The organism is Verrucomicrobiia bacterium, assembly GCA_036268055.1.
Classification (GTDB): Bacteria; Verrucomicrobiota; Verrucomicrobiia; order Limisphaerales; family Pedosphaeraceae; genus DATAUW01.
Window position 1 is genome coordinate 252,407 of record DATAUW010000017.1, and the last position, 11,723, is coordinate 264,129.

At 58.3% G+C, this 11,723-nt stretch carries 13 protein-coding genes; 11 read left to right on the forward strand and 2 right to left on the reverse strand.

Annotation, left to right across the window (positions count from 1 at the left end; all coding sequences use genetic code 11):
- Positions 1–17: 17 nt before the first annotated feature.
- The 6 genes from ald (at position 18) to VH413_11135 (ending at position 3,421) form a co-directional block, all read left to right on the forward strand.
- Complete coding sequence (ald, locus tag VH413_11110; GenBank protein HEX3799240.1) at positions 18–1,121, forward strand: alanine dehydrogenase; 1,104 nt, start codon at positions 18–20, stop codon at positions 1,119–1,121.
- Positions 1,122–1,206: 85 nt separating this feature from the next.
- A complete protein-coding gene (locus tag VH413_11115; GenBank protein HEX3799241.1) occupies positions 1,207–1,455 on the forward strand; it encodes a hypothetical protein in 249 nt (82 codons plus the stop codon).
- Positions 1,456–1,548: 93 nt separating this feature from the next.
- On the forward strand, positions 1,549–2,124 hold the full coding sequence (locus VH413_11120; GenBank protein ID HEX3799242.1) for a sigma-70 family RNA polymerase sigma factor: 576 nt from the start codon (positions 1,549–1,551) through the stop codon (positions 2,122–2,124).
- A 39-nt stretch (positions 2,125–2,163) separates the two neighbouring features.
- Positions 2,164–2,466, forward strand: a complete 303-nt coding sequence (locus VH413_11125; GenBank protein ID HEX3799243.1) for a hypothetical protein — start codon at positions 2,164–2,166, stop codon at positions 2,464–2,466.
- Positions 2,467–2,472: 6 nt separating this feature from the next.
- Positions 2,473–2,967 (forward strand): hypothetical protein, encoded by a 495-nt coding sequence (locus VH413_11130; protein ID HEX3799244.1) that lies wholly within the window; start codon positions 2,473–2,475, stop codon positions 2,965–2,967.
- Positions 2,968–2,983: 16 nt separating this feature from the next.
- Entirely contained in the window at positions 2,984–3,421 is a 438-nt protein-coding gene (locus VH413_11135; GenBank protein HEX3799245.1) for a hypothetical protein, read from the forward strand.
- Here VH413_11135 and VH413_11140 read toward each other — a convergent pair.
- On the reverse strand, positions 3,395–5,689 hold the full coding sequence (locus tag VH413_11140; protein HEX3799246.1) for a cation-translocating P-type ATPase: 2,295 nt from the start codon (positions 5,687–5,689) through the stop codon (positions 3,395–3,397). The two genes, VH413_11135 and VH413_11140, sit on opposite strands and share 27 nt — an antisense overlap.
- Positions 5,690–5,838: 149 nt before the next feature.
- Between VH413_11140 and VH413_11145 the strand changes: the two genes are divergently transcribed.
- The 5 genes from VH413_11145 (at position 5,839) to VH413_11165 (ending at position 10,536) form a co-directional block, all read left to right on the forward strand.
- The gene (locus tag VH413_11145) at positions 5,839–6,897 is read left to right on the forward strand and encodes a 3-oxoacyl-[acyl-carrier-protein] synthase III C-terminal domain-containing protein (GenBank protein HEX3799247.1); all 1,059 of its coding nucleotides are present in this window, start codon (positions 5,839–5,841) and stop codon (positions 6,895–6,897) included.
- A gap of 11 nt (positions 6,898–6,908) precedes the next feature.
- On the forward strand, positions 6,909–7,670 hold the full coding sequence (locus tag VH413_11150) for a methyltransferase domain-containing protein (protein HEX3799248.1): 762 nt from the start codon (positions 6,909–6,911) through the stop codon (positions 7,668–7,670).
- A complete protein-coding gene (locus VH413_11155) occupies positions 7,667–8,710 on the forward strand; it encodes a hypothetical protein (GenBank protein ID HEX3799249.1) in 1,044 nt (347 codons plus the stop codon). The genes VH413_11150 and VH413_11155 overlap by 4 nt, the downstream gene beginning before the upstream one ends.
- Before the next feature lie 20 nt (positions 8,711–8,730).
- Entirely contained in the window at positions 8,731–9,369 is a 639-nt protein-coding gene (thiE, locus tag VH413_11160) for a thiamine phosphate synthase (GenBank protein ID HEX3799250.1), read from the forward strand.
- Positions 9,370–9,636: 267 nt separating this feature from the next.
- Positions 9,637–10,536: a PfkB family carbohydrate kinase gene (locus tag VH413_11165; protein ID HEX3799251.1), complete on the forward strand. Its 900-nt coding sequence runs from the start codon at positions 9,637–9,639 to the stop codon at positions 10,534–10,536.
- 216 nt (positions 10,537–10,752) lie between these two features.
- Here the strand turns inward: VH413_11165 and VH413_11170 are convergent, their stop codons facing one another.
- On the reverse strand, positions 10,753–11,697 hold the full coding sequence (locus tag VH413_11170) for a serine O-acetyltransferase (protein HEX3799252.1): 945 nt from the start codon (positions 11,695–11,697) through the stop codon (positions 10,753–10,755).
- Between the last annotated feature and the right edge of the window lie 26 nt (positions 11,698–11,723).

The window sequence follows — 11,723 nt, forward strand, 5'->3', positions numbered from 1 at the left end:
ACTTACTAACTACTTATATGATTGTCGGCGTACCTAAAGAGATCAAGGACCACGAATACCGTGTCGCGCTGCTGCCCTCGGCGGCGTATCAACTCGTTAAGCGCGGCCACCAGGTGCTGGTCGAGTGCGGCGCGGGCGCGGGCGCGGGTTATCCCGATGCTGATTACGAACAGGCCGGGGCGAAGCTGCTGTCGGATCATCGCCAGATTTTTGAAAAGGCAGACCTGATCGTGAAGGTCAAGGAGCCGCTGCCGCCGGAGTACGAGTTACTCCGTCCCGGGCAGATACTCTTCACTTACCTGCATTTGGCGGCCAGCCGTTCACTCACGGACGCGATGTTGAAGTCGGGTGTCACTGGACTGGCGTATGAAACCATCGAAGTGAATCGCCGCCTGCCATTGCTGGAGCCGATGAGCGAAATCGCGGGGCGCATGTCGGTGCTCGTTGGCGGATATTTTCTGGCAAAACATTTCGGCGGAAGCGGCGTGCTGCTCGGCGGCGTGCCGGGAGTTTTGCCGGGGCGCGTCGTGGTGCTGGGCGGCGGGGCATCGGGCATCAATGCGGCGCGCATGGCGACCGGGTTGGGCGCGGACGTCACCATTCTCGAGGTGGATTTGGAACGCATGCGTTTTCTCGACATTACTCTGCACACGGCGCATACGCTTTATTCAAGTGAGGCGCATTTGATGGGGATATTGGCGACGACGGATTTGCTGATCGGCGCGGTGCTCGTGCCGGGTGCGAAGGCGCCGAAATTGATCAGCCGCGAAATGCTGCGCCAGATGCGTCCGGGCAGCGTGCTCGTGGACATTGCGATTGACCAGGGCGGTTGCGCGGAAACTTCGCGCGCCACGACGCATCAAAACCCGGTGTACGTCGAAGAAGGCGTGACGCATTATTGCGTGGCGAACATGCCCGGCGCTTACGCGCGCACGGCTACGCAGGCGCTGACGAATGTGACGTATCGTTACGTGGAATTGCTCGCAGACCTTGGGCTTGCCGAAGCGTGTGTGAAACAACCCGCGCTCATCGGCGGCCTCAATGTCATGGGCGGCAAAGTAACTCACAAAGCCGTCGCCGAAGCGCACGGGCTGGCTTATTCCCCGCCGGTACTGGCATAATTCGTTTGCGGCAACTACGTATAAGCATCCGTAATGAAACCGACTTGATTTAAAATGCTGCGCGGCCCAAGCTTGACCGATGCGCATGCCTAGCGAACCAGTCAGTTTGAGTGTCGAAGAGATCAAAGAATTAAACCACAAGCTGGCGGTGTTACGCCATGACATCAATAATAATCTCTCGTTGATCATGGCGGCGACGGAACTGATCCGCCACAAACCACAAACTGCCGAGCGCATGATCGTCACGCTCGCCGAGCAGCCGCCCAAGATCACCGCGGCGATGGCAAAATTTTCTTCTGAGTTCGAACAAATCTTCGGCATCACGCGTCCTTAAATAGGCGCGCAACCTGGTTCACGCTGGCGGACAGTTTTTATGTCCGCAGCTTTGGCCTTCAAGTTTTGCGGCGGCGTGTCATACTGAGGGAGAATGGAACTGAGCGATGCGGAACTGATAGCCGCGGTGTTGAAAGGCAATACCGCCAGCTTTGAGCCGCTCGTGCAGAAATATTCCCCCCGCGTTTTCGCCACCGCGCGCCGCTATGCGCGCAAGGAAAGTGAAGTCGAAGACATCGTTCAGGAAGTGTGGCTGAAGTCGTTTCAAAAACTCGCCACTTTTCGCGGCGATGCGCCATTCGAGCATTGGCTGATGCGGCTGGCGGTGCATACGTGCTACGATTTTTTGCGCGGGCACCAGCGCAATCGCGAAACGGCATTTTCCGAGATGACCGAAACGGAAGACGATTGGCTGGAGCGGTTTGTGACCAATCCCGACACGGCCGCCGACGACGCCAGCGCGGCGCAACAACTGGTGCAGCGCGTTTTGGCGCAGCTTTCGCCGCCGGCGCGGATGATCATCCAGCTTTTGGAAATCGAGGAAAAATCGGTCAAGGAAATTGCGCAACTGACCGGGTGGTCGGTGCCGCTGGTGAAAGTCCGCGCGTTTCGCGCCCGCGCGGAAATGAAAAAGTGTCTGGCGCGTTTGACGAAAGAAAAGTATCTGTAACCATGACGCTTTTGGAAGCGTCTGACTAAACGAAGGCCTATGAACTCGTCCTTGCATGATAAATTAATTGCCGCCGCGCGCAACACGCCGCCTGATGACCGCGTGCCGTACGCCTTTGAAAAGCGCATCATGGCGCAACTGGCCGGCCAGACCGCCGCCGACCCGTGGGGATTGTGGAGCCGCGGGCTTTCCCGAGCAGCGATTTATTGCGTGATCTTCATGCTGATACTTTCGGCCAGTTCATTCTTCGTTCCTTCGGTCAACCAGGACAGTCTATCGCAGGCGGTGGATCAAACTTTGTTCGCCGCCATAGACAACACCCCCGATAACCCCGCCAACTAAAAAGCGGTGAACGCCTGGAAAGTCATTCTGTCCACGCTGGTGATCTTCATCGCGGGCGTCGTGACCGGCGGCCTGCTGGTGACCGTTGCGGTGCGCGTGACGCAAACTCATTCCCGGCCAGCAAGAGATCCCAACGCTCCCGCCGCCAGCGCGAATCCGTGGCTGGTGAAAAATCGCGACTTGCTGCGGCGCATGGATCGAGAGCTGGAATTGACGCCGGAGCAGCATGGCCGCATCGAGACGATCATTGCCGCGAGCCAGGAGCGGACGAAACTGCTTTGGAAACCCATCACGCCGCAGATGAACAAGGAATTGCAAATGGTCCACGCCGAAATCCGCGACCTGCTCACGCCCGACCAGAAAAAGAAGTTCGACGATTTCCCCCGCGTGCGCCCGAACCCGGACAAACGCCGCGGGACAAATTATCTGTCTGGGAACAGTCTGACGAATTTCTCCGGAACGAATTTTCCCGCGACCAACGCCATGCCGGCGAGTCAGTAAGCGTTTCTCACTTGATATGTCCGCTTGGCTTGAAAAGGCAAAAGAGGTTTTTCAAGATTTAATTCCTCGTTTCGAAAATGCGGACACACCCTATTTGCTTTGGTTTGAATTAAACGACGCTTTTGACAGCGCGTATGAGAAAATTCCTCATGATGAATCGCTAATCAGCCGCATTTATCAGTATTCTGATTGGTGCATGAGTCAACCCCAGGGGCAGACGGCAGAAGACGACTTGGCCACCTGCGTTGCGGTTTGCTTTTATGAGCACATTCCACTTTGCAAAAATGCCCGACTGGACATGCCGCGTTGGTGGCATCCAAAAGATCTGGATCATATGAAGGAAATTTTTAGTTACCATCTCGGAGACGATGGATTTGCGGAATTGAAAAAACTCTTTTCCAGAGAACGCAGCCGATATAATCCCGCTTTAAGAGTTTGCGCACGGCGTTCTTGACCAGCGCAACAATCGCAGCGCATTCCCTATCACGATGAGGTCGGAGAAACCCATGACGAAAGCGCAAAAAATCGGGCTCATGAAGCCGAGCGCGGCGAGCGGAATTCCGGCAGAGTTGTAAAAGAATGCCCAGAAAAGATTTTGTTTGATCGTGCGCAAGGTGGCGCGCGCGAGTCCCAGTGCCTCGGGCACCGCGTGAATTTCCGATTTCAATAAAATGATGTCCGCCGCCGCGCGCGCGACATCGCTGGCGCGGCTCACGGCGATTCCCAAATCCGCAGCTTCGAGCGCAGGGGCGTCGTTGATGCCGTCGCCGACGAAGGCGACATGCACGCCAGGTTTTTGCAAATCAGTGATGAAGCGCGCCTTCGCTTCGGGACGCACATCGGCAAAAACATTTTCCGCGGGAATGCCCGCTTGCTGCGCGATGGCGCGCGCGGTCACAGCATTGTCGCCGGTGACGAGATAAATTTTCAATCCGTCGCGATGTAATTGCGCAATCACATCGGACGTTCCTAGTTTGAGTGTGTCCTTGAGCGCGAGCACGGCGAGCAGTTTTTTATCGGCGGCAAGACCGAGAATCGTTCCGCCTTGTTGCGCCCATTTTTCTTCAAAGGCGGAAACGCTTTGCAAATCCACGCCGGTTTCGCGCATCCAACGTAACGAACCGAGGCGGAGAAGAACTGCGTTTCCCGATGCGTCCAAAAATTTTGCGGCCAAACGCGCCTGCACTCCCGCGCCGCGAACTTCCTGCCAATCGGTGAAAGGAAATTCGTCCGCGTGCAATTTAGCGACGGCCTGGCTCAGTGGATGATTCGAGCCATGCGCAAGCGCGGCGGCGAGTTTGAGAGCATCGGTGCATTCGTTCGCGGAAAAAATTTCATGCGCGACGACGATCGGTTTGCCTTCGGTCAAGGTGCCCGTTTTATCAAAGACGATGGCGGTGATTTGCCCGGCGCGTTCGAGCGCGATGCCATCGCGCACCAAAATTCCCCGGCGCGCGGCGGCGTTCGTGCCCGCCATGATGGCGACGGGCGTCGCGAGGCCCATCGCGCACGGACAGGCAACGATGAGCACGGCAGCCGCTTGAATCAACGCGGCCGCCAGCGCGCCGCCCGGCACATGGGCGTGCCAAAGAAAATGCGCGAGCCACGCGTGAGTCTGTTGCGCCTGCGCATTGGCAAGTCCCCACCACAAAGCGGTGATGATCGCAATGCCCACAACGATGGGAACAAAAATACTGCTCACGCGGTCGCCAAGGCGCTGGATTTCCGCGCGGCTGTTTTGTGCGCGCGAAACGGCGGCGATGATTTGCGCGAGCGCGGTGGCTTCGCCGGTCGCAGTGACGCGCATTTGCATGCGGCCATTCACATTCACGGTTCCGGCGTATAATTTATGGCCGGGAGATTTTTCCACCGGCAGGGATTCGCCGGTGAGCATGGATTCATCCATCGTGGCTTCACCGTCCAGGACGTCACCATCCACCGGAGTTTGGTCGCCGGGCTTCAACACCACGACCTCGCCCGCGCGAAGTTCGCTCACGGGGACTTCGATTTCGGTGCCGTCGGCATTCCGCCGCCGCGCGATACTCGGCGCAAGTTTCATCAAGGCCTGCAACGAACTTTCCGCCTTCACGCTGGCGCGCGCCTCGACCCAATGGCCGATGCTGATAAGCGTAATGATGGCCGCGGATTCCATGAAATACAGATGTCCGGGCGCGCCACTGAATAATGCCCATGCGCTGTAACCGAACGCCGTGGTCGAGCCGAGCGCGACGAGCGTATCCATGTTTGACTCGCCCACTTTGAGCTGCCGCCATGCGCCGTGATAAAAGCGCGCGCCGCAAAAAATCTGCACCGGCAACGCCAGCGCGAACGCCAGCCATTGAAACCAAGGTGTCATCGCGAGGCCAAAAACCCATTCGCCCAGCATCAGCGGAATCGTGACGGCAAGTCCGACGACCATGTTGAATCGCCAACCCGCGAGCGGCGACCAGGAGGATTCGGCGGGAGCTTCATTGGCTTCTGCGGCTTGCGCTTCAAACCCGGCATCGGTGACGGCTTTGACGAGCGCGGACACATCCGGCGAGCCTTGCCAGCGAACCGAAGCGCGACCGGCACTGAGTTGGATGGATGCGCTCCCGACATTTGGTACACCTTGCAACGCCTCGCGAACCTGGCGCGCGCAATTATTACACGTCATCCCGCCGACCTGGAGATCGGTGATAACTGCGTTGGAGTGCCCATTGGCATGGTGGTGGTGATCCATAAACCCGGCACAGTGTAAACGAGAACGCCGAATTCGTCTAATACCGGGATGGACACGACTCAGCGGTTAAAATTGGGACGGAACATTCCCCCGCGCTGCCACCTCATACCCCTGCTGGCATTCTGCCATGAGTCACGTTAAGATTCGTCATGTTCATTACGGGAATAGGCACGGCTGCGCCACCGCAGTCCTATAAACAAACTGAAGCCTGGGCCGCCCTACAGGCCTCGCAACCATTTTCCCGGCTCACTCCGCGCTCCCACGCCATCCTCCGAAAAATCCTCACCGGCAACAACGGCATCGAGACCCGCCACCTCGCGCTCGATTCCCTCCACGATGTCTTCGAGACGAACCCCGACATCCTCCACGCGCGCTTCGCCAAACACGGCCCGCTCCTCGCCACCCAGGCCGCCGAACACGCCTTGCGCGATGCCCAAATTTCCGTCAGCGAAATAGACGCCCTCCTCGTCAGCACCTGCACCGGTTACCTTTGCCCCGGCCTCACCAGTTACGTCAGCGAACGCCTTGGCCTCCGCACCGATGCCCTCCTTCTCGACCTTGTCGGCCAGGGCTGTGGCGCGGCTTTGCCAAATCTTCGCACCGCTGAGGCCTTGCTCGTGTCCGGCAAATGTAAACGCGTCCTGTCCGTCTGCGTCGAAATTTGCAGCGCCGCTTTTTACATTGATGACGATCCCGGCGTGCTCGTCAGCGCGTGCCTCTTCGGCGATGGCGCCGGTGCCGCCGTTCTTTCCAACGAACCCGCTCCGCACCAGCGCCCAATCCAATGGCTCGCCTCACGCACGCAGCTTTCCGCCGCGGACCGCGACCTGCTTCGCTTCGAGCAAAAAAATGGCATGCTGCGAAATATTCTCAGCGCCAAAGTGCCGCCGCTCGCCGCGCAATTCGCCGCCGACGTTCTCGATGCCACCCTCGCCGATGCCCGCCTCACCCGCTCCGACATCGCCGCCTGGATCTGGCACGCGGGCGGGCGCGATGTCCTAACCGCCTTGCAGGAACGCCTCAGCCTCACCGCCGACCAGGTCTGCTGGAGCGCGAATATCCTCCGCGAATTCGGCAACGTCAGCAGCCCCTGTGTTTATTTCGTCCTGCAAGCCGCGCTCGCCGACGCCGCGCCCGCCGGCCACTGGTGGCTCTCATCGTTCGGCGCCGGTTTCAGTTGTCACGGCGCGCTTCTAAAAGTCGGATAATTTCCCCGCGCATGCAACGAATCATCGAACCCGAATGGCTCGACGAATTGCCGCCGGACGACCCGCAAGCCATCGCTTCCCGCCGCGACCTCCGCCGCCTCAATCGCATCATGGGCAACGCGGCGACCTTGCGCCAATTATTGGATTCCGCTCCGCATCCACCCCGGCGAATTGTCGAACTCGGCTCCGGCGATGGCACGCTCATGCTTCGGCTCGCGCAATTTTTTTCCCGCAAATGGCCGCGCGTCGAAGTCATCCTTGTGGACCGCCAATCCGCTGTGACCAATGAAACTCGCCGTGCCTTTGAAACTCTCGGCTGGCCCTTGCAAACCATCTCCGCCGACATTTTCGATTGGCTCAAAACTCCCGCCAGCGAACCCGCCGACGCCATGTTCGCCAATCTTTTCCTTCATCACTTTCGCGCCGCGCAACTCACTGAACTCTTTGCCCTCGCCGCGCGCCGCACCCATCTTTTCGCTGCCTGCGAACCCTTGCGCGCCCAGCTTCCTCTCACCTTCAGCCGCCTTGTCGGCCTCATCGGCTGCAACGCCGTCACCCGCCACGACGCCGTCCTCAGCGTTCGCGCCGGTTTCGCCGGAAACGAACTCTCAACTCTCTGGCCCGCCTCCAACGATTGGCAACTGCGAGAACAACCCGCTCAACTGTTCACGCACACGTTCCTCGCCAAAAAAATTTCGTGCGCAAATCCACATGATAAAATTCTCGCGCCCGATTCTCCTCGTAAAAACTTCGCGCCGCCGGATCGCCCATGACCTCGCCAAAGCCCATCACCATCATCGGCGGCGGCCTCGCGGGTCTCACCCTCGGCATCGGCCTGCGCCAGCGCGATGTCCCCGTCACCGTCTGGGAAGCGGGCCGTTACCCGCGCCATCGCGTCTGCGGCGAGTTCATTAGCGGACGCGGCCAGGGCACGCTCGAACGCCTCGGCCTCCGCGAACTTCTCTCCGGCGCGGGCGCGATTCACGCGCGCACCACCGCGTTTTTTTCTCCGCGCGCCGCCTCTGCCTTGTGCGAACTCACCGAGCCTGCGATTTCGCTTTCCCGCTTCGCGCTCGATGACGCCCTCGCCAAATATTTTCGCCAACTCGGCGGCGAACTCCGCGAAAACGATCGCTGGCGCGGCGACCATTTTTCCGAAGGCATTCTGCGCGCCACTGGACGCCGATTGCAACCCGTCGAAAACGGCTGGCGCTGGTTCGGCCTGAAAGTCCACGCGCAAAATGTTCAACTCACCGCTGATCTCGAAATGCATTTTTCCCACAACGGCTACGTCGGCATCAATCGCCTCAAAAATGATGAAGTAAATATTTGCGGCCTCTTCCGCCGCCACATCACTTCCGGCGATGCCGCCACCGACTGGCGCGAAACCTTGCGCGGCGCACCCGGTTCGCATCGTCATGAACGCCTTCGCGATGCCGCCTTCAACGAAGATTCTTTTTGCAGCGTCGCTGGTCTTTCGCTCACGCCGCATCAAGCCTCCGCGGCCACCGAATGTTGCGTTGGCGATGCCATCACCATGATCCCTCCCGTCACCGGCAACGGCATGTCCATGGCCTTCGAGTCCGCCGAAATCGCCATCGAACCGCTCGCTGCTTTCAGCCGCGGCAAAATCTCCTGGACCGCCGCACAACAAACGATCGCACAAACCTGCGACCGCGCCTTCGCCCGCCGCCTCGCGTGGGCTGGATGCTTGCAACGGTTGATGTTCATGCCCCGCCTGCAATCCGCGCTCGTCGCCCTCGCGCCGCGCTCGCCGCGCCTCTGGCGGTTGCTCTTGGAAAAAACCCGCTGACCCCTATACTTGCGCCTTCAATGAAGCCATTATCCGAATGCCGTCTCTATACGTTCGTGGATCTTGCCTTTCTGCGCGGGCGCTCGCCTGAGTGGGTCGCGCAGGAACTTTGCGAAGGCGGCGCGGACATCATCCAGCTTCGCGCCAAAAATTCCACGCCCAAGGAAGTCCGTTTCATCGCGACCGCGATCTTGCCCATCACGCGCCGCGCGGATGTCGGCCTTATCATCAATGACCATCTCGACGTCGCCCTCGACATCGGCGCGGATGGCTGTCACCTCGGCCAGGAAGATTTTTTCGACGCCGGTTACAGCCACGTCGTCCAATTAAAAATAAATAGTCCCACCTTTCGCCTCGGCATCAGCACGCACACCCCCGTGCAGGCGCATCGCTCCCTCGCCGCGCAACCCGGCTACGTCGCCGTCGGCCCCGTTTACGCCACCGGCACGAAACCCACCGCCGCACCCGTCACCCTCGATTATGTCCACTGGGCCGCGCGCCACATTCCCATCCCCTGGTTCGCCATCGGCGGCATCAATTTAAAAAACCTCGACAAAGTGCTGAAAGCTGGCGCCAAACGCATCTGCGTCGTCTCAGCCATCCTCAATGAAACCGACATCTCCGGCGTCTGCCAGCAATTCAAAGACAGATTGAAATAGAAATTTTAACCGCGGAGACGCGGAGGCGCGGAGAAAAACAAAAATTCTAAGCAACAGATGGAACACGGAATAAACACAGATTGGGAATTTTTTTTATTTCATCCGTGCCCCGTTCGTGTTCCATCCGTGGCTAAAAATCCCGTCTCCCATTCGCCGTCCGCAAGGACCTCCGCGCCTCCGTGTCTCCGCGGTTCAAACTTGTCATTCCATCTTTTTTCTCATAGCGTTTCGGCTCAATTTAACGTCTGAATTCCAATCTTAAAACTCATGAGTGTATTGATCGTTGGCTCGACCGCGCTGGATTCCATTAAAACTCCCAAGGCCGAAAACCCGCGTCTGCTCGGCGGCTCCGCCAGCCACGCCGCAGTCGCCGCCAGTTTTTTTGCGCCCGTCAAACTCGTCGGTGTCGTCGGCCAGGATTTTCCCAAAAAATACATTTATCTCTACAAGAAACATAAAATTAATCTCGAAGGCTTGCAGATTTTGCCCGGCAAAACTTTTCATTGGTCCGGCGAATACGAAGTGAACATGAACAATCGCCGCACGCTCGCGACCGAACTGGGCGTGTTCGAAACTTTCAATCCTCTGCTGCCGACGTCCTACCAGAACGCGCAATTCGTCCTGCTCGCCAACATCGCGCCGTCGCTGCAAAGCCACGTCCTCACGCAAATGCGCCGCCCCAAATTCGTCGTCGCCGACACGATGGACCTTTGGCTGAATATCGCCCTTCAGGATTTGCTCGCGCTGCTCAAGCGCGTGGATGGTTTTGTCCTCAACGACAGCGAAGCCCGCCAGCTCACCAAGGAAGATAATTTGATGACCGCGCTGAAAAAGATTCACGCGCTCGGCCCCAAATACGTCATCATCAAAAAAGGCGAACACGGCGCCATCCTGTCGTCCAAAGCAGGCCTTTTCATTTCACCCGCGTATCCATTGAACCGCGTCGTGGACCCCACCGGCGCCGGCGATTCCTTCGTCGGTGGCATGATGGGTTATCTCTCGACCGCCAAAGGCCCGATTGACGCCAACATCCGCCGCGCGATGATCTACGGCAGTGTCGTCGCCTCCTTCTGCTGCGAAGGTTTTGGGTTGAATTTCACCACCAAAATCAAACGCGCCGCCATAGACACCCGCTTCAAAGAACTGGCAAAGCTCACGAAGTTTTAGAAGTTTCCCAGGTTAAGGGGACGGCATTGCGGGCATCATTTCAATCGCACGCCGTTTTCCGGTGTCACAAATCACCGAGCACTTCTCATTAACCCCGCGCTTCAGCGCGGGGAAGCAGCCCTCAAAAAAATTCCCCCTCCATATAGAGCGAAGCGAGTCGAGCCCCAGCGAGCTACCGCCCCATTCCGATTCCCAATTACTGCCCCCGATTTTCAATCAAATCTCAAAATCCAGCTTCTTCTTCTCCCGGTCCGCTTTGCTGATCACTTTCACTTTCACATCCTCCTGCAAGACGAGCGAGTTCGGCGCCACGCTTTGCATCAGGAACACATTCGCCCCGATCGTGCTGCCCGCGCCGATGACCGTTTCGCCGCCCACGATTGTCGCGTTCGCGTAAATCGTCACGTTGTCCTCGAGGCTCGGATGCCGCTTCTTCCCATGCAACGCCTGTCCGCCCGATAGCGAACGCGCCACGAGGCCCACGCCTTGATAAAGCTTCACATGACTGCCGATGACCGAAGTCTCGCCCACGACCGCGCCCGTTCCATGATCAATAAAAAAGTGCGAACCGATTTGCGCGCCCGGATGCAAATCAATTCCCGTGCGCCCGTGTGCCCACTCGGTCATGATACGCGGAATCAGCGCAATGTCCTTGCGATACAACTCATGCGCCAGCCGCTGCACCGCGATCGCTTCCATGAACGGATACGCCACGATGATTTCCTCCCGGCTCAACGCCGCCGGATCGCCGTTGTAAGCCGCCTCGGTATCCGTCTGGAGCAATTCACGGATGTGCGGGAGCATCCCGAGAAATTCCAGCGTCAACGCATGCGCCTCACCCCGCGCATCTTTTTTCTCATGATCGGCGTGGTGGCGATACTCAATGCTCTTATAAATTTCATCCTCGAGATGTTCCTGCACGCAAGCCATGAGCGTCGCAGTCTCAACCTTGATTTCCGACGAGTGAATTAACTTCTCATCGAAGAATCCTGGGAAAAGCAACCGCAACAAATCAATCGTGATGCCGCCGATGGTGCGCTTGGACGGCAAATTTTTTCCGTCGAGATGATTGATGCCGCCGTGCCGGGCGTAGGAGGCGATGAGTTGTTCCGTTAATTGAGTGACCGTGACTTGCACGCGCACAGTATTCCGCAGGGGCATGGGAAACGCAAGGTGTGACGAGAAAG

Excerpts from the sequence above, each read along its gene's own strand:
- ald (HEX3799240.1), top strand. The coding sequence starts at position 18 with ATGATTGTCGGCGTACCTAAAGAGATCAAGGACCACGAATACCGTGTC.
- VH413_11155 (HEX3799249.1), top strand. The coding sequence starts at position 7,667 with ATGACCTCGCCAAAGCCCATCACCATCATCGGCGGCGGCCTCGCGGGT.
- VH413_11165 (HEX3799251.1), top strand. The coding sequence starts at position 9,637 with ATGAGTGTATTGATCGTTGGCTCGACCGCGCTGGATTCCATTAAAACT.
- VH413_11150 (HEX3799248.1), top strand. The coding sequence starts at position 6,909 with ATGCAACGAATCATCGAACCCGAATGGCTCGACGAATTGCCGCCGGAC.
- VH413_11115 (HEX3799241.1), top strand. The coding sequence starts at position 1,207 with ATGCCTAGCGAACCAGTCAGTTTGAGTGTCGAAGAGATCAAAGAATTA.
- thiE (HEX3799250.1), top strand. The coding sequence starts at position 8,731 with ATGAAGCCATTATCCGAATGCCGTCTCTATACGTTCGTGGATCTTGCC.
- VH413_11135 (HEX3799245.1), top strand. The coding sequence starts at position 2,984 with ATGTCCGCTTGGCTTGAAAAGGCAAAAGAGGTTTTTCAAGATTTAATT.
- VH413_11120 (HEX3799242.1), top strand. The coding sequence starts at position 1,549 with ATGGAACTGAGCGATGCGGAACTGATAGCCGCGGTGTTGAAAGGCAAT.
- VH413_11170 (HEX3799252.1), bottom strand. The coding sequence starts at position 11,697 with ATGCCCCTGCGGAATACTGTGCGCGTGCAAGTCACGGTCACTCAATTA.
- VH413_11140 (HEX3799246.1), bottom strand. The coding sequence starts at position 5,689 with ATGGATCACCACCACCATGCCAATGGGCACTCCAACGCAGTTATCACC.
- VH413_11145 (HEX3799247.1), top strand. The coding sequence starts at position 5,839 with ATGTTCATTACGGGAATAGGCACGGCTGCGCCACCGCAGTCCTATAAA.
- VH413_11125 (HEX3799243.1), top strand. The coding sequence starts at position 2,164 with ATGAACTCGTCCTTGCATGATAAATTAATTGCCGCCGCGCGCAACACG.